Annotated in this window: 19 protein-coding genes and 4 pseudogenes; 11 read left to right on the forward strand and 12 right to left on the reverse strand. The window is 69.8% G+C overall.

Annotated features, from left to right (window positions below; all coding sequences use genetic code 11):
- Together ACWEKM_RS33405 and ACWEKM_RS33410 are read right to left on the reverse strand one after the other, a co-directional pair.
- Positions 1-234, reverse strand: a 234-nt coding sequence (locus tag ACWEKM_RS33405) for a hypothetical protein (RefSeq protein WP_451625007.1), incomplete at its 3' end; no start/stop codon positions are given.
- Between the two features lie 3 nt (positions 235-237).
- On the reverse strand, positions 238-1,548 hold the full coding sequence (locus ACWEKM_RS33410; protein WP_451625008.1) for an LLM class flavin-dependent oxidoreductase: 1,311 nt from the start codon (positions 1,546-1,548) through the stop codon (positions 238-240).
- Positions 1,549-1,620: 72 nt separating this feature from the next.
- Between ACWEKM_RS33410 and ACWEKM_RS33415 the strand changes: the two genes are divergently transcribed.
- Positions 1,621-2,691, forward strand: coding sequence for a hypothetical protein (locus ACWEKM_RS33415; protein WP_451625009.1), 1,071 nt, complete (start codon positions 1,621-1,623; stop codon positions 2,689-2,691).
- Between the two features lie 96 nt (positions 2,692-2,787).
- The gene (locus tag ACWEKM_RS33420) at positions 2,788-2,949 is read left to right on the forward strand and encodes a hypothetical protein (protein WP_451625010.1); all 162 of its coding nucleotides are present in this window, start codon (positions 2,788-2,790) and stop codon (positions 2,947-2,949) included.
- A 219-nt stretch (positions 2,950-3,168) separates the two neighbouring features.
- On the opposite strand, the gene ACWEKM_RS33425 is transcribed toward ACWEKM_RS33420, so the two are convergent.
- On the reverse strand, positions 3,169-5,217 hold the full coding sequence (locus ACWEKM_RS33425; protein WP_451625011.1) for a spermidine synthase: 2,049 nt from the start codon (positions 5,215-5,217) through the stop codon (positions 3,169-3,171).
- Positions 5,218-5,669: 452 nt separating this feature from the next.
- Between ACWEKM_RS33425 and ACWEKM_RS33430 the strand changes: the two are divergent.
- A pseudogene (locus ACWEKM_RS33430) lies at positions 5,670-5,921 on the forward strand (SDR family oxidoreductase); the annotation flags it as partial.
- Positions 5,922-5,999: 78 nt separating this feature from the next.
- On the opposite strand, the gene ACWEKM_RS33435 reads toward ACWEKM_RS33430, so the two are convergent.
- The 5 genes and pseudogenes from ACWEKM_RS33435 to ACWEKM_RS33455 form a co-directional block, all read right to left on the reverse strand.
- Positions 6,000-6,167: a hypothetical protein gene (locus ACWEKM_RS33435; RefSeq protein WP_451625012.1), complete on the reverse strand. Its 168-nt coding sequence runs from the start codon at positions 6,165-6,167 to the stop codon at positions 6,000-6,002.
- A 338-nt stretch (positions 6,168-6,505) separates the two neighbouring features.
- Positions 6,506-7,357: an NmrA/HSCARG family protein gene (locus tag ACWEKM_RS33440; protein WP_451625013.1), complete on the reverse strand. Its 852-nt coding sequence runs from the start codon at positions 7,355-7,357 to the stop codon at positions 6,506-6,508.
- A 140-nt stretch (positions 7,358-7,497) separates the two neighbouring features.
- Positions 7,498-8,069: pseudogene (locus tag ACWEKM_RS33445) on the reverse strand (Dps family protein).
- 169 nt (positions 8,070-8,238) lie between these two features.
- Positions 8,239-8,874: a hypothetical protein gene (locus ACWEKM_RS33450; protein ID WP_451625014.1), complete on the reverse strand. Its 636-nt coding sequence runs from the start codon at positions 8,872-8,874 to the stop codon at positions 8,239-8,241.
- A gap of 414 nt (positions 8,875-9,288) precedes the next feature.
- Positions 9,289-9,726: a winged helix-turn-helix transcriptional regulator gene (locus ACWEKM_RS33455; RefSeq protein WP_451625038.1), complete on the reverse strand. Its 438-nt coding sequence runs from the start codon at positions 9,724-9,726 to the stop codon at positions 9,289-9,291.
- 140 nt (positions 9,727-9,866) lie between these two features.
- Between ACWEKM_RS33455 and ACWEKM_RS33460 the strand changes: the two are divergent.
- The 4 genes and pseudogenes from ACWEKM_RS33460 to ACWEKM_RS33475 all read left to right on the forward strand — a co-directional run bounded on the left by ACWEKM_RS33460 (position 9,867) and on the right by ACWEKM_RS33475 (position 12,123).
- A pseudogene (locus tag ACWEKM_RS33460) lies at positions 9,867-10,740 on the forward strand (aldo/keto reductase family oxidoreductase).
- Between the two features lie 238 nt (positions 10,741-10,978).
- Positions 10,979-11,299: a transposase gene (locus tag ACWEKM_RS33465; RefSeq protein WP_451625015.1), complete on the forward strand. Its 321-nt coding sequence runs from the start codon at positions 10,979-10,981 to the stop codon at positions 11,297-11,299.
- A gap of 238 nt (positions 11,300-11,537) precedes the next feature.
- Positions 11,538-11,735, forward strand: a pseudogene (locus ACWEKM_RS33470) (aminoglycoside phosphotransferase); the annotation flags it as partial.
- 220 nt (positions 11,736-11,955) lie between these two features.
- Positions 11,956-12,123 (forward strand): hypothetical protein, encoded by a 168-nt coding sequence (locus tag ACWEKM_RS33475; RefSeq protein WP_451625016.1) that lies wholly within the window; start codon positions 11,956-11,958, stop codon positions 12,121-12,123.
- Between the two features lie 115 nt (positions 12,124-12,238).
- On the opposite strand, the gene ACWEKM_RS33480 is transcribed toward ACWEKM_RS33475, so the two are convergent.
- Complete coding sequence (locus ACWEKM_RS33480) at positions 12,239-12,472, reverse strand: hypothetical protein (protein ID WP_451625017.1); 234 nt, start codon at positions 12,470-12,472, stop codon at positions 12,239-12,241.
- 45 nt (positions 12,473-12,517) lie between these two features.
- Here ACWEKM_RS33480 and ACWEKM_RS33485 point away from each other — a divergent pair, with 45 nt between their 5' ends.
- The 4 genes from ACWEKM_RS33485 (at position 12,518) to ACWEKM_RS33500 (ending at position 16,315) form a co-directional block, all read left to right on the forward strand.
- On the forward strand, positions 12,518-13,099 hold the full coding sequence (locus tag ACWEKM_RS33485; RefSeq protein ID WP_451625018.1) for a sugar O-acetyltransferase: 582 nt from the start codon (positions 12,518-12,520) through the stop codon (positions 13,097-13,099).
- Positions 13,100-13,111: 12 nt separating this feature from the next.
- A complete protein-coding gene (locus tag ACWEKM_RS33490; protein ID WP_451625019.1) occupies positions 13,112-13,657 on the forward strand; it encodes a TetR/AcrR family transcriptional regulator in 546 nt (181 codons plus the stop codon).
- A gap of 316 nt (positions 13,658-13,973) precedes the next feature.
- Positions 13,974-14,960 (forward strand): phosphotransferase family protein, encoded by a 987-nt coding sequence (locus ACWEKM_RS33495; RefSeq protein ID WP_451625020.1) that lies wholly within the window; start codon positions 13,974-13,976, stop codon positions 14,958-14,960.
- On the forward strand, positions 14,957-16,315 hold the full coding sequence (locus ACWEKM_RS33500) for an MATE family efflux transporter (RefSeq protein ID WP_451625021.1): 1,359 nt from the start codon (positions 14,957-14,959) through the stop codon (positions 16,313-16,315). Before ACWEKM_RS33495 ends, ACWEKM_RS33500 begins: the two co-directional genes overlap by 4 nt.
- Before the next feature lie 258 nt (positions 16,316-16,573).
- On the opposite strand, the gene ACWEKM_RS33505 is transcribed toward ACWEKM_RS33500, so the two are convergent.
- The 3 genes from ACWEKM_RS33505 to ACWEKM_RS33515 are packed head-to-tail and all read right to left on the reverse strand — an operon-like array spanning position 16,574 to position 18,066.
- A complete protein-coding gene (locus tag ACWEKM_RS33505) occupies positions 16,574-16,891 on the reverse strand; it encodes a TetR/AcrR family transcriptional regulator (protein ID WP_451625022.1) in 318 nt (105 codons plus the stop codon).
- A gap of 42 nt (positions 16,892-16,933) precedes the next feature.
- On the reverse strand, positions 16,934-17,485 hold the full coding sequence (locus ACWEKM_RS33510; protein WP_451625023.1) for a hypothetical protein: 552 nt from the start codon (positions 17,483-17,485) through the stop codon (positions 16,934-16,936).
- A complete protein-coding gene (locus tag ACWEKM_RS33515) occupies positions 17,482-18,066 on the reverse strand; it encodes an RNA polymerase sigma factor (protein WP_451625024.1) in 585 nt (194 codons plus the stop codon). Before ACWEKM_RS33515 ends, ACWEKM_RS33510 begins: the two co-directional genes overlap by 4 nt.
- Positions 18,067-18,209 lie beyond the last annotated feature (143 nt).

Here is an 18,209-nt window from a genome sequence, read left to right on the forward strand (position 1 = left end):
GGCCGGACTCCGCCGCGCCCGTACCCGCCGGGCGACCGGGTGCGAAGACACCTGTGGCGGGCCGCCACAGGTGTCGCCACGGACGTCGCCACGGCCGCCGCCGGGGGGACCGCCGCCGACGGCCTCCAGCAGGGCGCCCTCTTCGATCCGGCCGACACCGGACAGGCGCCGGCCCTCGGATGGCGGCAGGCCGGTGCGGCCGGTGACCGCGGGCCGCACCAGCCGGCCGCACACCGGTCAGGCGGAGCGGGCCGCCACCGCGGCGCCGGGCGTCGGCGAAGACGCCCGGAAGTGCTCACGCAACGTGTGCGTCGCGTACTCGTGCCGGAACAGCCCCCTGCGCCGCAGGATCGGGACCACCTCGTCGACGATCACCTCCAGACCGTCCTCCAACCGGTCCGGCTGCAGGTTGAAACCGTCGATCGCCCCGGAGCGGAACCAGTCCTCGATGTGGTCCGCCAACTGCTCGGGTGTGCCGACGAAACCCGCGTGGCCGGAACCGGTGTACCGGGTCTGCCTCAGATACTCACGGACCGTCGGATTGGTGCGGCGGATCTGCCGCACGATCGACTCACGGAAGCCGATGCTCCCGGTGAACGTCTGGGGATCCACCGGAGCCGACAGGACGTCCTCGGGGAACGGTTCGTCCAGTGGCAGGGTCGAGGCGTCGAAACCGATGGACTGCGACAGCCACTGCGTGGAGTACGCGGGGGGAGAGGCATCGTGCAGCTCGTCGCTGCGCCGTCGGGCCTCCTCTTCCGTGCTGCCCAGGCTCAGCAGCAACCCCGGCAGGATTTTCACGTCGTCGGGCTGCCGCCCGGCATCCACGGCGTGCCGCTTCACCTGCCGGTAGTGCTCGATCGCGCCCTCCTTCGTCAGCTCCGCCGCGAAAACGCCCTCGGCGAACCGCCCGGCCAGCCGCCGGCCCTTCGGCGAACCGCCGGCCTGGAACACCACCGGGTGCCCCTGCGGCGACGGCGGCACGCGCAGGCGGCCCACCAGATCGAAGAGGGGTCCGTGGTGGGCCACCGGCGGTCCACCGGCCGCGGATCGCCACAGATCGAGGACGAGCCGGACGAACTCCTCGGCCCGGTCGTATCGGTCGTCGCGGCCCGGGACGTCGGGCAGACCGAAGTTGCGGGCGGCGGCGGCCCCCCGCGTCGTCACGAAGTTCCATCCGGCCCGGCCGCCCGACAACAGGTCCACCGACAGCAGCCGTTCGGCCAGCTCGTAGGGGTCGTTGAACGACGTCGACGCGGTGGCCACCAGGCCGATGCGCTCCGTCGCCGTCGCGACGTGCGCCCAGGTCGCGGTGGGCTCAAGGCGCCCCGCGTTCGCATCGTGCGACGGGTCCCCGAGTGCCGGTGCGTCGGCGAGGAACAGCGCGTCCAGTGTGCCCCTCTCGGCCAAGTGCCCTATCCGGCGCCAGTAGTCCGGGTCCACGAAGGCGTCGTCCCCCAGGCGCGGCGACTGCCACGCGGACGGGAGGTAGCCGAGGACCAGGACGTTGACGCCGAGCAGCACATGGCCGGTTCGTTCAGTGGGCATACGAAATCCTTTCGACGTAAGCCACTAAACCACTTCAAAGATGCTCAAACCACAACGAATTATGGAGTTCTCATGACATCTGTCGACCCCGCGCACCGCACCGTGGCCCTGGCGCTCACGGGCGAACAGGTCCTCGCCGCCCTCGCCGACCCGACGGCGCTCGCCCTCCTGGACACCGCGCCGATCGCGTTCACCGTCGTCGGCGTGGACCGTGTCACGGCGGGTGCGCCGGACGGCCGGCCCACCGTCGACGCGGCCACGGCGGTCGCCGTCCTGACCGGCCGCACCGACCACGCCGCCTTTCTCGTGGCCGCGTCCCCGACCCGCGACCACCCCTACAACCTGGCTCGCCGGATCACCTCTGTCGGTCACCTCTCGCGTCGGCGCACGGGTGTCGTGGTCGGCGGCCCCGACCCCTATGTGCCCCGGGGCGCGGGACGCGCCCGCGGTGACGCACCCGTACTCACCGGGCCGCCCGGAGCACAGGCCGTGCGGGACCTCGCGCTGGCCGTGCAGAAACTTGAACAGACCTGGCCCTACGACGCGATCGTGGCCGACCGCGAGCGGCGCATCTTCGCCCGGGGCGACCTCATCCGCCACGCACACCATGACGGCGTTTTCCCGACGGCGGGCCCGCTCACGCTGCCCGCCACACCCGAGGGGGCGTCGGTCCTGGCGTGGTGGATCAACGCTGCCGATGAACTCCCCGCGGCGGCGGAGGTCGCCGATGTCCTCGTCGCCCCGGCCAGCCGCGACGCGACGGCCGCCGCCCGCCGGGCGATCGAGACCGCGCCGCGCGGTCACTTCGCCGACCCGGAACGTCGGCCCCTCCTGCTCGCCCCGCTCGACGTCGCCACCGACGCCACCGCGGAGGCCCTGCGCGCCGCCGCCGACGCCCTCATCGCATCCGGCGCCGATGGCCTGGTGCTCCGCCCGGCCGACGCCGACCCGACCACCGCGATCCGCCTCGCCGCCCGGCTGACCCCGGACGCCGGCCCCGCCCGGAGCAGTCTCCGGGCCCGCCTCGGCCTTCCGGCGACCGCCGACCTCCTGCCGCCCGGCCCTGGCGTCTTCCCGGCGCCCGCCCCGATCCCGCCGGTGCGGACCGCCGAGACGGTGAAGGGCGGGGCTGCAACGCGTTGAAAGGCCCTCGGGTGGCCGTTCGTGAGCGGTGTGTGACCGCGGTGGGCGGCTGCCGGGCACGGTGAAGGCCCCGGAAAGATCACACGGTGTGTGTACGTGCGACAACTCCGAGGCCGTCAGGAGGTCCTCGACACCGGGGCCCAGGCCGACGGCTCGTACGCGCTGATCACACCACTGACCGTCGAACAGGCCGCCCCGCAGGATCCGGTGCACTCCACCTCGGGGCGGTGCAGCACAGCCACCGCGTCGCCGCCCTGATCCAGGTGCTCTGCCCGGCCTTGCTGGTGTTCTGTCTGAATCGAGCGCCAGGTGAAACGTGCACTGGGCCCCGAGCAGACGGTGATCGGCCTCACTCGAAGAACCCGTATACCTGACGACGGCAGGGAGCGCTTTCCCAACCAGGCAGACACTCCCCACCGAAAGTCTTATCAGCGTCGGCACGACCACGTGTGGTCTGACCAGCGATGGGACCAATCCTTACTGCCGGTCGAACGTCACCTCGTCCGGTGCCGGCATCGGCGTCGGCTGCTTGTTCGGTCTGCGCCCGGCGAACCGCATGGCGCCGCATGCCCCCAGGTACAGCACGGCGACCACCAGCAGGAGTGCCTGATAGCCCGTTACCAGTGCGAGGTACTCGAGCACACCGCCGGTCAGGGCGCCCACCAGATTGGCGCCGAATGCGGATGTGGGATCGGGGGCGAGCGCGAGGCGGTCCGAGAAGATGAGGTTGGCAAAGAAGATGGGGGCAAAGGCCAGGGCGATGGCGGCAGCGAGCCGTCCCGCGAAGGGCAGCGAGAGCACGGTGTGCGCCGGGACGAGCCAGGCTACCGCGAGGGCGCCGAAGAGCAGCAGCTGTAGCAGTGGCTGGTTGACCCGCCGCAGTCTGCGTCGGACCTCGACCGCACCGAGCACGGCGAGCAGGACTCCGGTGAAGACCAGGGCGTTGACCAGCCAGGTCGTACCGAAGTAGAGCGCGAAGCCGATCACGTTCTTCGATTCGAGCAGCATGAAGGCGGCGCCCATCAGGAACATGTCGGTGTAGCGGACCGTGCTTCGGATCCGGACCCCGGTCAGGCGCACCGACAGCAGTGTGACCAGCAGGATCCCGCCCAGCACGCTCAGGTAGAGCGTGGGGATGCTCCGGTGAAGCAGATACGGGAACGGGTGGTCATCGGTCGCGGACGCCGGGACGGCGCCGCTGGGCTGCCAGATCTGCTTGCACGACTGGTCGTTGGTCGTCATTCCAGCCACCAGCACGGCGGCGTTCCTGGCGAACGTCGTCATGCAGGGTGGATGGCCGTAGACGTCGTCGAGGGAGCCGGCGAAGCGGTCGACCAGCCAGTTCGTCCGGTAGTAGTTGTACATGGCGAAGGCACCGTGCGGCGCGAGGTGATCGCGCGCGGCCTCGAACGACTGCTGGGTGAACAGGTAGCTCTCCAGGCGCAGATTGCTCGCCCCGGATACCAGCGTGAGAGAGTCGGGCAGCGCCAGGACGATGAGGTCGTACTTGGCGTTCGTCCGCTCCAGGTAGGCCCGTCCATCGTTGATGTGGACGTGCACCCTGGGGTCGTCGTACGGCTTGGCGAGGTGCTGCTGTGCGCCGATCTGCTGCAGTCGGGGATCGATCTCGACCGCGTCCACGCGCTGCGCTCCGTGCGCCAGCGCGACGGCGACGTCATTGCCGTTGCCGGCCCCGATGACCAACACATGCTTGTGCGGGTTGGCAGGTGTCTGGTCGTACGCCTGCCGATAGGGCGAGTTCTTCTGCATCAGCACCGACAGCGGCATGATGCTCTGGTGCGGGACGCCGTTGGCCGAGATGCGGTACCCCTGGCCGGGTGCCTTGGGCGTGACCTGGATCTTGTAGTAGGGCGACCAGGAGATGCCGGTTGTGGCCGTCTCCAGGAGCAGCGCAGCGACCATCGCCGCAAGGGGGACGCCATACCGCAAGGCGTTGCGTCGGCCACCGAGGATCAGCAAGGCCGCGGCGGCGATTGCACCCCACACGACCGACGGGGCGCCGAGCCAGGACAACAGGGCGAAAGACACCGAGCCGGTGATGCTGCCGAGCAGGTCGAAGCGGTAGGCGTCGAGTGGGGGAAGCCGACGGAAGAGATCGGCGGTGATCTTGCCGATCGCAGCCATGATCACCGTCGTGAGCAGGAAGATGATCGGCAGCGTCACCCACTCGGGGAAACCGGTGGTCTTCACGGCGGTGAAGTAGATGATCTGCTCGCTGCTCTGACGCACCTGCACCGGCCGTACACGTACCAGAATGACGAGAAGCGCGAGTGGAACCGGTGCCCAGCGTTTGATCCACTGCCCACGCGTGGCGGGGATCAGGAACCCGAGTCCGATGCCGAGAAACGACCCCAGCAGGATGAAGTTCGAAAAGTAGCTGAGGTGGACAACGTTGGCGCCCGCCCATCTGATCAGCGCCAGCTCGACGAAGAGCATTGTGGCGCTGGCCAGCAGTAGCCACCAACGGACCGACCGGGCATTATGCCTGACTTCGGACAGCTTCATGCGGCCACGGTGCCGCCTTCGATGCAACTTCACGTTCGGCGAGAGTCTGGTTCGGAAGTCGACCACCCGCGCGGGCCAGAGCGCTTCCGCCGACTGGAGGCACAGGCGACAGCCGAGCATGTTGAGCCGGCTGGCCAGCGCTCGCCGGCGAGGAAGCGCGCGCTGCCGTCGATGATCCAGCGCCGTCTGCCGTGCCCCTGGGCGACGCCGAACTCCTCGCCGGTGACGGCTTCGTTGGGATGCTTCTGTCGGATCAAGGAGCGCAGGACGCTTTGCGCGGCCGCTGGAGTCCGGGCGCACCGCGTCGCGGGCGAGGCGGTCGAGTCCATGGGCCCAGTACGTCACCCGGGAGGCACCGCCGCCCGGGACGTGCCACCAACGCAATCCCTGACGGCACCAGGTACATACACGTAGACAGCATATGGAGCAAACATGCTTGGAGGTTGCGTATGGGTATCGCGGTCAACGCCGTCTGCCCCGGATACGTCGAGACGTCCATGTCGGAGCGGGTCCGCGCGGGATACGCGGCGGCGTGGGACACCACGACCGACGCGGTCCTCGAACGGTTCCAGGCGAAGATCCCGCTGGGCCGGTACACCACCCCCGAGGAGGTGGCTGGCCTCGTCGGCTGTCTGATCACCGAAACGGCCGCGCCCATCACCGCCCAGGCCCTCAACGTTCGTGGCGGCCTCGGCAACTACTGACCCCGAAAGCCCGCGGGCTCGCGCACGCCCCGACTCAAGGCCCGCCGCCGCGAGCCCGGTGATGCGGCGGCCGGCGCGTCACACGGAGGCGTTGCGCATGCCCCGGATGCCGGCGGTGACCCCCAGCACCGCGATGGCCACCGCCGCCAGGACCCCGTACAGCACGCTCGTTTCGGCGAACCGGCCGTTGAACAGGGTGCGTTGGCGCAGAGGGCCAACAGGACGAGCATGCCCGGCACGAACCACTGCCAGGGGGAGCCCGTTCCCGTATCCCCGCCCGCGGGGTTCATGTCCGAGAGCAGGGGGGCGAAGAGGGCGAGGAAGAGGAAGGGCAGCAGCATCGTGAAGAGGAGGCCGGCTGGCCGGCGCAGCTCGGGCCCAGCTCGCGGGCGAACGCGGTGCCTTCGGCCGTTCACCCGGCGGACTCGTGTACGGTGCCTTCGCCTACGTGTTCAACGTCGCGCGCGTCATCGTGCCGGCCGGCGGACTGGACGCGCACGCCGCGGCGACGGCCGCCGACACCCGGGCCCTGACACCGTCCGGGGCGGCCGTCCAGGGCCAAAAGGCCCAGGTGGGCGGCCGGTTCAGCGGGCGCTGGTCCAGGTGTGGTGTGCCCAGTCGGTGAACCGGGTCCAGTGGATTTCCGGGTGGGCGGTATGGAGTGCGGGGATGTCGACGCGGTAGCCGGGGCCGTTCAGGAACGCCCACATGGCGTGCATGTCCGGGTTGCCGATGGCTGTCAGCGGCACCTGCTCGTGGCGGACGTCGCGTCCCAGCGCCGCGCCGAGCGCGGCGGCCATCTGTACAGGGGTGGGGGCGTCGCCGGCCAGTTCGATGCGCCGCCCGATGTACGGAGCGGGGTCGAGGAGCACATGTGCCGCGAACGCGCCGAGGTCGGGCCGGGCGAGCTGCTGCAACGGCCGGTCGGGCGGCAGCGGCAGATCGAGAACGCCGTCCAGGATGCGCCGTGCTCCGCCGAGCGCGTTGTCGAAGAAGTACGTCGGCCCCAGAATTGTGTGGGCGACGTCGCCGGCGGTCAGTTCCGCCTCGATGCGCGCCTTGCTCTCGAAGTGTGGCACCCCGCTGTCCTGGTCGGCCCCGGCGACCGAGCTGAACACGAGGTGCGGAACACGTTCCTGTGCCGCGGCGGCAAGGATGGCCCGCCCCTGGGCGACTTCCGCCTCGATGCCGGCCTCGAAGGGTGTGGTGAACGCGAAGACACCGGCCACCCCCTTCATGGCCGCGGCGAGCGATCCGCGATCGCTCAGCGAACCCGCCACCACGTCGACGCCCTGGCCCGCCAGTTCCCGTGCGGCACTGCGGCCGGGGTCGCGGACCAGCGCCCTGATCCGGGCCCCGCGGGCCAGCAGCGCATCGGCCACGGCCCGGCCCTGTCCACCGGTCGCCGCAAGCACCAAGACCGGTTCATTGTCCATCGAAGAACTCCTTTTCCAGCAGGGGGCATCGGATCGGCAGCCGACCCCAGCGGACATCATCCATGTCACAGCACAGCGAACCGTGCCGACATGCGGGAACAGGGCACTGGGGCAGCTGCCGTCAGGGGGGCGAGCCTGGTTCAGGTGCGCACCAGTGGAGTATCGACCGGGTGCTCGGCCAGGAACCAGACCTGGAGTTCGCCGGCGCGGATGATCTGCGAGACCAGCAGGTCGTCGGTGCCGTCGTGGCCCAGCTCGGCGGTGCAAATGGCCGCGTCATGAGCCTGCGTCAGGATGCTCTCGTGGCCTCCAGCAACCGCGAGAGCATGGCCGCTACGTTCTCCACACCGTCCGGCGGGCGCGGAACCGACGTGATCTCGGCGACGTGCCGGGGATCGCCCACGGCGACGCCGCCCAGGGTCTGGACGCGCCCGGCGAGGGTGTCGACGAGTTCCAGCTGCTCTCCCGCGTGCTGCTCCGGCAGCAGATGCAGCTGGTAGAAGGTGGCGCTCCGCATGATCCAGTGGTGCTTCTTGCAGAGGAAGTAGGAACTGGGTGTCCGCCAGCACCTTGTTCAGGCGCTGGCAGGAGTACATACGTGCCTCGTAGGCAGGGCGATGGGGCACTGCTCGACGGTCCCGAACTCCTGGATGACCGCGCCCTTCTGATACAGCCGGGGCTGGCTGCCCATGGGCTTGGAGCCGGTGGTCATGACGTGCCTCCTGCGACGTGGTGTCGAACGTGCCCGGTCGAGGCTAGAGGCCGCACCGGCGGCCGTGTTGTCCGGCAGCGCACACGCAACTGCCTGTCAGCGCACCGGCCCACGAGGGCCGGGGGCACGTCATGGAACCGCTACTGAAGTTCTTCGGTTCGGGGTCACGTCATGACAGGGCCGGGATGAGTCCGGTCTCAGCGATGAAACCGTCGAGCAGGGCGGGTTGGTACTGCATCCGTTTCAGGCGGGTGCGGGCCGGTGCGGCGAGTTCGTCGAGGCTGCACGGTGCGAGGCTGCCCCGCTTTCCGGTCAGCCGGTCCCGCCACCATCCGGCTCGGGTTTGGAGGCCGTCGGGGACGTTGCGCGGGTCGATGCCGATGCTGGGCAGCAGTGCGGCGAGGGCGTCGGCGGGGTCGGCCGGGTTCTGGCCGGGGGTGTGGGCGTGCAGGCGCACGAACAGCTGCCCGTCGGGGAAGCGGTCGGTGAGCTGGCGGGCGGCGTGTACGACGAGGGCGGTCTTGCCCACCCCGGGCATGCCGTCGACGGTGTGGATGGCTACCACCTGGGCCGGCTGGGCGGCTGCCAGGAGTTGTTCCACTTCGGCCTGACGGCCGGTGAACTCGGCCACGTCCCGCGGCAGGGTGCGCAGCGCGGTGACCGGCGCGGGCGCTGCGGGCGCCTCCGGGGTGACGTGCAGATCACGCCCGGCCATATAGACCCGCGCGTTGCCTTCCGCATGCGCCTCGATACGCACCGGCGTTGCGAAGTCCTCGCCCACGTCTTGGTTCGGGGAGGTGGTCATGAGTCGGCACGACGTTTCCCATGGTGCTGATCATCCCGAATTTCGAGATGTATGACCGCGGTCCAAAGATGGGTCCTGAGTCGCTTCAGCCGCTTGGACCGCCCCGGCCCTCGCCTTCAGCGACTACCAGCAGATCGCCCTGCAGCGGCCAACTCCGGTCCGCCCCGGTCGCGGGCACCGCCGCCTGCGTCCGGGACCGCGCCCGCCTCGTTCGCGCGCTGACACGAGCGGCTCGACCGTCTCACCCAGGCCGAGCCGACTGCACCCTGATCCGCCGCGCCCCGGGCGAGACCCGCCCGGCTGCTTGTCCGGGGCAACGCCGTTTGCTGACGCGGAGGATGAGTTTCTCGGCTCTTCGCAGTTGAGGGTGTAGCGCCGAGAATGTAGAGCTGTTGCACGGCTGGATGTGAGTCGTCAGGAGGTGCGCGAGTCGTAGTTCTCGCGGTGTGCGAGGACCTCGGCCATGTGCGTCTGCGCCCAGTTTCCGAGCCCGCGCGTCATGCGGTGGAGCGAGAGGCCGAGGTCGGTCAGCTCATAGGAGACGGTGACAGGGACGGTCGGCGTCACGGTACGGGTGAGCAGACCATCGTGCTCCAGCGACCGTAGCGTCTGGGTCAGCATCTTCTGGCTGACCCCGGCCAGAAGGCGAGAGATCTCGGAGTAACGCATCACCTTCGGAGTGTCTGTGTGTGCTGCACCGGGCTGGTCGGCGCTGTTGTCGCCGCCCAGCGCACACAAAATCAGGACGACCCACTTGTCCGAGATTCGGTCGAGCAGCTGCCGGCTGGGGCACCCTGCCAGGAACGCGTTGTACTCCACCTTCGCCTGAGCCCTCTTCTGGGCCGCCTTCATCGTTGTCACTGATCACACCTCTCACCCATGGGTGGGTTACGCACTCCAAAGTGCCTGCTCCCCGACAGGAGGTTTCTCTCCAATGCTGGTGCAGGGAGGCAGCAGGCGCCACCCCCAAGTGCACGACGAAAGGCGACAAGATGAGTACACCTTCCCTCTCTCTTCCCGGCGGCACCTGGACTCTGGGTGACCTGATCGTCACCCGGTTCGGCTACGGCGCCATGCAACTGGCCGGCCCGTGGGTCATGGGGCCGCCCACCGACCGCGAGGGTGCCCTGGCCGTTCTGCGTGAAGCGGTCGACCTCGGTATCACCCACATCGACACCAGCGACGCCTACGGGCCACGCGTCACCGACGAGTTGATCCGCGAGGCACTGCACCCCTATCCCGAGTCGCTGCCCATCGCGACCAAGGTGGGCGCGACCCGCGACGAACAGGGTGGCTGGCCTCCGGCCCGGCGACCCGAACATCTGCGCCGCCAGGTCCACGACAACCTCAACTACCTCCGGCTCGACGTACTCGACCTGGTCAACCTCCGACTCGGCAACGCCGAAGGTCCCCAGCCCGGCCCGCTCGCCGAGGCGTTCGAGACGCTCGTCGAACTCCAGCAGCAGGGCCTGATCCGCCACCTCGGGGTCAGCAACGCCACCGAGGAGCAGGTCACCGAGGCACAGAGCATCGCACCGATCGTGTGTGTGCAGAACATGTACAACCTCGCCCACCGCCACGAACGACAAACTCATCGGCCGGCTCGCCACCGACGGCGTCGCGTACGTGCCCTTCTTCCCTCTCGGAGGCTTCACCCCGCTTCAGTCCTCAGCGCTCTCGGCGGTCGCCGCCCGCCTGGAGACGACCCCGATGTCTGTCGCACTGGCCTGGCTGCTGCAGCGATCACCGAACATCCTGCTCATCCCCGGCACGTCATCGACGGCACACCTGCGCGAGAACATCGTCGGCGCGGGACTCTCCCTCTCTCATGAGGACTTGACCGAGCTGGACGGCATCGGCCGCTGAATGCCCCAGAGCTGAACGGCCCACAAGCCACGACCGAAGCCACCGTTCAAGTTCCGGTACCGGTCACCTTGGCGCGACCAGTACCAAAGCAGAATAATTCGCCCCCACCTTGGTGACTTCAGATCATCAACCGTCAGGAACTTGTGCCACACCGGCGGTGGCAGCTCAACGCTGAGGCGACCCCCTCGGTGTGGACACTCTGACAATGGATCTTGTGGATCCGAGGAAAGGTGTCCTGGTGGGACGTAGGTCTCCGTATCCGGCGGAGTTCAGGAACGATGCGGTGGCGTTGTGCCGCGTGGCGGGTGGGAAGCACACGTGTGCGGCGGTGGCGGCGGACGTCGGGGTGACCGGCGGGACGCTGCGCAGCTGGGTGCGCCAGGCCGACGGGCACGCGGGCCGTGATCACAGCTGTGGTGAGCAGAGCGCGGAGACCCGGGACGGGGACTTGGCCCGGCTGCGTGCGGAGATCGGCCGGCTGTGCAAGGCCGGGAAGGAGTGGGAGTTCGAGTGGGAGATCCTGCGCCGGGCGGCGGTGCCTGTTTCGCGAAGGAGATGAAGTGAGGACCCCTTCCCAAGCTCTGCGCGCAGTGGATACCCCATGCTGGGACTTCGTCTCCGCCCGCGCCAGGGCCTTCGGCGTTCAGCGGATGTGCCGGATCCTGCAGGTCTCGTGCTCCGGCTGCTGCCGGTGGCTGGCCGGCGCGAGGGCCCGCGCTGTCCGGCAGGCCGCCGGGGACGCGCTTGTCGCGGAGATCCGCGAGGTCCGCGCTGCGCCCAAGGGAACATACGGGAATGAGGAGGCCGGCGGGGTGCTGGCCGCGGCCGCGAGCGAGCGGCTGTACTGGCAGGTGCGGGACGGGCTGGCGTGCTCAGAAGAAGTGCAGCAGGTGGCGCAGTCATGGAGGAAGGCAGGGAGAGCAGAGCTGACGACGCGGGCCGTGGAGGAGCGGCTGAATGCATACGTCACCGCCCTCATGAACGCGCTGGGCTGAGGCAACAGAACAGCCCGGGGCGCGGGCACGGAGGCGAGCGCCCGGCCCGGCTGCCATGCCCGGGAGCGGAGCCGATCGCACACCCGCACCGGGGCACCCCCGAGTACGAGTCGGCTCCCGGCCGACAGCTCTGCGACACCTCCGAGTCGAACGGCAATATCACTCGCCGTAACAGCTCCCCAAGATCTGTGCCAGAGCCGAGAACGGGAGTCGTTTGTCGATGAGCGCGGGCGGCAACCAGCGCCAAGAGATCGCAGAACTCCGCCAGTTGGTGACAGGCTTGACCCTCGCCCGCGCCGTCCTCACCCAGGGCAACTCGATACCGCCAGGATCCACCCCGGCGGCGGACGCCGACAACATTGTCCCGATCAGGCCGCCCACCACCTGATCGCGGTCGAACAAGCTCCTGAGCACGCTTGTCCATACACGGTGGCGCCCGAGCGCGTCCGTGAGCTGCTTCTCCCGTTGATGCGGTTCAGGGCGCCTTCTGTCCCGCCGGAGCTTCAGCGCAGGGTGAGCCCGGCGGTGACGGTGTCGAGGTCGCCGGTGAGGCCGCGGGCGAAGCCCGTCAGAGCCGGCAGATCCGCGGTGAGTGCCTCATCGATCCAGGCGGGCAGCAGCGCGCCGGTCTGCTGGGTGAGCAGGTCGCCGACTTCGCAGCGTTCCTGTGCGGTTGGCGGCCATGCCCCCCGACGAGCAGCGGTGCGCAATGACGGGACCTGCTGCCCTGTGATCACTCCATCCGAGTGTACGTTCGTACGCTCTAGCGGTAGGGTGCTGCTGTGCCTACGGACGACCTTGCGCAGGACTCGCGCACCAACCTCGAACGCATGCTGGCCGGGGACCTCTACATCGCCGACGACCCCGAGATCGCCGTGCGCCAGCAGCGCGCCGTGCGCCTCGCCGCCCGCTACCAGGCCGCGTACGCCGAAGACGCCCGCGCCGCCGAACCGCTGCTGGCAGAACTGCTGGGCAGGGTCGGCGACGAGGTGCATGTGCGACCGCCGCTGTACGTCGACTACGGCAGCAACATCTCCATCGGGGCCCGCACCTTTGTGAACTACAACCTCACCGCGCTGGACGTCGCGGCCATCACCATCGGCGAGGACTGCCAGATCGGGCCGAACGTCCAACTCCTCACCCCCACCCACCCGTTGGAGCCAGAACCACGGCGTGACAAGCTCGAGGCCGCGCGTCCGGTCACCATCGGGGACAACGTCTGGCTCGGCGGAGGCGTCATCGTCTGCCCCGGCGTGACGATCGGCGAGAACAGTGTCATCGGTGCGGGAGCCGTGGTCACCAAGGACATCCCTGCCAACGTGGTAGCCGTCGGCAATCCCGCCCGCCCGGTCCGCACCCTCTAGAGGCAGGACGACATGGCCGCCGGGCACACCGACCCGCAGCGCCGCGAGCGCATCCTCGCCGCGACCCTCGACCACATCGCGGAGGAAGGCGTCGCTGGTGTCTCCCACCGCAAGATCGCCGCCCGCGCCGCCGTTCCGCTCGGCTCGATGACGTACCACTTCGGTGGCATGGACGAACTGCTGCGGGAGTCCTTCACACGTTTCGCCGACCAGATCGTGGCCGTCTTCGAGGAGTACCTGAGCCGGGCGGACACTCTCGAACAGGCGCGAGAGGCGGTCACCGACCTGGTGCACGCGCTCTCCGAGGGGCCTCGACGCGACCTGGTGCTGGCCCAGGAGCTCTACACGCTCGCCGCCCGGCGGCCGGAGTACCGCACGCTCACCCGGGCATGGATGTGTCGCAGCAGGCAGCTGCTGGAGCGGCACTTCGACCCCGACACCGCGCGCCAGCTCGACGCGCTCATCGAGGGACTCACACTGCACCGCGCTCTGGACGACGAAGCGCCGCACAGCCGCGCCCTGACCAGCCGGGCGGTCACGCGCATCACCACCGGCTGACGGCGTCGCAGAGCAGCTCGTGGGCCGCGGACCTGACGCCCGCGACCCACGGGCCTTCTCGCGTCATGGGGCGAGGCATGCGCCGGCGCGGTGTCCTGCCCGTGGAAGGCCGCCTTCCGTCCGCACTGCTGTCTCGACAGTCATGGGGGCGACCTCAACCCGAGGGCGTACGGACGTACACTCCCTCGGGGGGAGTTTTCGACCACGTGGTAAGCATTTTTGCGGAGCGGCCCACTCGGGCCTCGACGCCGACCCAGCACGGGGACCCCACACCTGCCGGCGGCGCCTTCGGCACGCACCATCGAAGGGACAGGGTGTGGAGAGCATCACCAAGAACAGGCAGTCGCCCGACGCGCTGCGGGCCATGATCGAGCGCGCCTACGGAGCCGGGCAGGTCCCGGACGGGGACGGATGGGCGAGCGAGCTGGGACACGGCTGGTTCAACGTCGCCTACCGCATCCGCCTGCGCGACGGAGCCGAGGTCGTCCTGAAGATCGCCCCGCCGCCGCACGTGGAGGTGATGACCTACGAGCGCGGCGCCATGTCGATCGAGCTGACCACGCTGGACCTCCTGCGCACGCACACCTCCGTGCCGGTCCCCGCCGTCGACTTCGCCGACCAGAGCCATGAACTGTGCGACGCCGACTACTTCTTCATGCCGTACATCGACGCCGACAACCTCGGCATCATCGCCAAAACGCTCCCCGTGGCCGAGCGCGAGGCGTACATGGAACAGCTCGGCGCCGCCAACCGCGAGATCAACTCCCTCAGCGGCACGGCGTTCGGGCCCCTGGCCGGGCCCGGTGATCCGAGCTGGCGCCGGGTCTTCACCGGCATGATCGAGGACATCCTCGTCAACGGTGAGCGCCGCGGGGTCGACATCGGCTGGGACTACGACACGGTCCGCGCCGTTGTGGCCGAACACGCCGCCAGCCTGGTGGAGGTCACCGAGCCGCGGCTGGTCGAGTGGGACCTGTGGGACAGCAACGTCATGGTCCGCGACGGCAAGATCGCCTGCATCATCGACCACGAACGGGCCTTCTACGGCGACCCGTTGATCGAAGCCAACTTCACCGGAACTCAGCTTGCGGACTTCGGTGATCCGGCGCCCTTCATGCGCGGCTACGGCCACGGTGAGCTGACCGAGACCCAGCAGGTACGCCGCCGCCTGTACTGCCTGCACCTGATGCTGATCATGGTCATCGAGACCGCGTACCGCGGTCACACCGACACCCAGCAGTACGACTGGGCCCGTCCCCGCCTCGACGAGGCCATGGCGCTGCTCGGGCGCACCCGCCGGTGACCAGCACACCCACCGTGCCCGCCGCCGACCACACCAGTCGGCTCGGCACCGAGCCGGTGGGCCGACTGCTGTGGCGTGCCTGCACGCAGACCACGGCCGCGGTCGGCGTGTACGGCATCTACGCCCTGACCAACGCCTGGTTCGTCGGCCACGGCGTGGGCGACACCGCCATGGCCGCGGTCAATCTGGTCGCCCCGCTGCTGCTGTTGCTCGGCGCGGTGTCCACCACCGTCGGCGCGGGCGGCGCCTCCCTGATCTCCCGCGCCCTGGGCGCCGGGGACCGGGAGGCCGCTGCCCGGGCGGCGGGCAACTCCTTCACCCTGTTCTGGATCTGCGCCGCCGCCACCACCGCGCTCGGCCTGGCCTTCCTCGACCCCCTGCTCACCCTGCTCGGCGCCCATGGCGAACTGCGCGCAAGCGCCAGCCCCTACGCCGTGGTCCTGCTGTGCGGGGCGCTGGTGTCGACCGGATTCTCCAGCCTGGTGCGCGCCGAAGGCCGGATGGGCTACTCGACCCTTCTGTGGCTCGTACCGGTGGCCGTTCAGATCACCCTCGACCCGCTGCTGATCTTCGGACTCGGCATGGGTGTACGGGGCGCGGCCCTCGGCACCGTCGGCGGTCAGGCCGTCTCCGCAGGGATGAGCCTCTGGTTCTTCTTCGCTCAGCGCCGACGCCCCTACCACATCGGCCCAAGGGACCTGCTGCCGCACGGCCCGACACTGCGGGCACTGCTCGGCATCGGCCTGCCATCGTTCCTGGCCGGAACGGGCGTCACGCTGCTGGCCGTCCTCGTCAACGCCACCCTTGCGGCCACCGCGTCGACCACCGCCCTGGCCGCCTATGCCGTCTGCGCCCGCCTGCAGACCTTCGTGCTGATGCCGCACACCGGCATCAGCCAGGGACTGCAGCCCATCGTCGGCTACAACACCGGCCGCGGCCTGAGCAGCCGCGCCCTGCAAGCCCGCAACCTCGCCCTGCTCGGCTCCCTCCTGTACGGCCTGTGCACCGCCGCAGTCCTCGCCCTGCTGGCCAGACCCCTGGCCGGGCTGTTCCTGAACGATGCCGACACCATCGCCACCGTCGGCCAGGCGCTGCCGGTCATCGCCCTCGGCCTGACCGTCGCCGGGATCGGCCCGCTGGTGGCGGCCTACGCCCAGTCGCTGGGCCGCCCGGCACCGGCGTACCTGATATCCATCGGCACCCTGCTCCTGATCAAGACCCCACTCGTCGCGGTCCTGGGCCGGCTCGGCACCCACGGCGTCTGGGCGGCCCTGGCCGCCGGCGAACTGGCCACCGCCGCCGTCGCACTCCTGCTGCTGCGACGCCTGCGCGACGCTACGCCGAAGGCTCCGTGAGGAGCTGCTGCACGAACGAACGCAGCACTCCGCCCAGGTCCATGGCATCAGGGCTGGTCAGCCACTGCACCTGCAGCCCGTCCATCAACGCCACGAACCCGCCTGCCGCGACGCGGGGATCGACCCCGTCCTGCCGGCCCCCTGATCGGCCGGCTCCTTCAACGCGCGACGGACGTACTCGAGCATCTTCCGGTAGTGCTCCCTGAAGTACGCGTGCGCGGGGTGGTCCTCGGCAACCGCCTCGGCGGCCAGCCGCACCTACAGCTCGACCATCCCCGGATGCCGGGCGTTGTGCTTCGCCAGACCCACCAGCTCCTGCACCGCCCCGCGCGATGAAGACACCTGCGCCGCGATTCGCGCGGTGTCTTCTTCGTCCCGGCGCTCCAGCACGGCCGCCAACAGGGCCTCGCGGTCGGGGAGGTGGTGCAGAAGCGTCATATGGCTGTTCCCGGCCCGCTTCGCGATCTCCCGCAGCGAAGCACCGTGATACCCCATATCCGCGTACACCGGTTGGCCAGAGCGGTGCCGCCTGCCCTGCTGCTGCCTCACCGCGTGCCCGCCGCAGCGTTCGCTCATGGCCCGCCCGGCGTGTGATACCGGGCGGGCCATGAGGGCTGGTCAGTCGATCGGTTCCCGCTCGCAGGGGGACGCTTTGCCCTTGAGGAAGGTGTAGACGACCGAGTGCGGGGAGTTGTCGATCCGCACCGTGTCGCCCTTGTGCAGGGTCCGGTGCCACGGCTCCGGCTTCTGCGGGTCCTCCGGTGCGCCGGGGCCGGGGTCGACCGCGATGATCTGGCCCGCCAGATCGTCCACGGCAGTTGCGCACCGCTGTCCCGAGGGCACCTCGTTCACCTGCGTGCGCACGCCGGCCTTCCGCAAATCCCGTACCAAGTCCTGCTGCTGGGGCCCGCTGAGCGTGATGTCCTGCAGGGTGAGGGTGACGGTGCCGTCGGGGGTCGTGCCGACCGCGTAGGCCGGGGTGGTGCCCGAGCCCGGCAGGGCGACGGCGACGGCCGCCGCCGTACCGCAGGCGGCCAGCGCCAGGCACGCGCGACGCGGGGTCACCACGCGACGGGATGCGGGTGCCGCGGCCACCGGGTCGGCGGCCGCTCGCAGCACCACCTCACGCTTGAGTTCGCTCAGCAGCCGGTCTTCGAACGTCATGTTCATGCGTTTCCCCTCAGGTACGAAAGTGGTGTGGTGTCCGAGCCAGGCGATCCGTCCGGCTGCGGGGCACGTCTGGCGGCGGCGCGCAGCGTTTTCCGGGCGCGGTGCAGACGTACCCGTGCCGCGACCGGGCCTATGCCGAGCGCCGCGGCGGCTTCCGCGGTGGTCAGCTGGTCCGCGACGACGAGTTCGAGGACCGCCCGCTCGCCCTCCGGGAGCCGGGCCAGCGCCTCACGGTGGTGCCGTGCGGCGGCCTCGGCGTCGACGCGCTCCTCCAGCCGGATGACGTCATCCGGTTCCAGGAGCCGACGCCCCGCGATACGGCTGGTGGCGTTCGACTCTCGGGCCGCCCGCCGCCATTCGCCCGATACGACGTTGCGCGCGATGCCGTAGAGCCAGGCCGTCTCGCTGCCGCGGCCAGGACGGTAGGAGTCCGCCGAGTCGAGCATGGCCAGGAAGACGTCTGCGGTGAGGTCGGCGACCAGGTGTGGATCGGTGATCCGGCGCGCCACGAACCGGGTCACACCGTCGATGTGGCGCTGGTAGAACTCTTCGAACGCGGCAGGGTCTCTCGCTGCGTGCACGCGACCGCCTCTCCTGACTCATCGATCACAGCCCGGACGGCCGTCCCGCCCGGCAGTTGAAGGCCCTCCCGGCTCCGGCCCGGCCTTCACCCTCTACTTGGTCGATGAGCGGATGAGCGTTACGAGGCGCGTGGGGGAGGCCG

Source organism: Streptomyces sp. NPDC004752 (assembly GCF_053601275.1).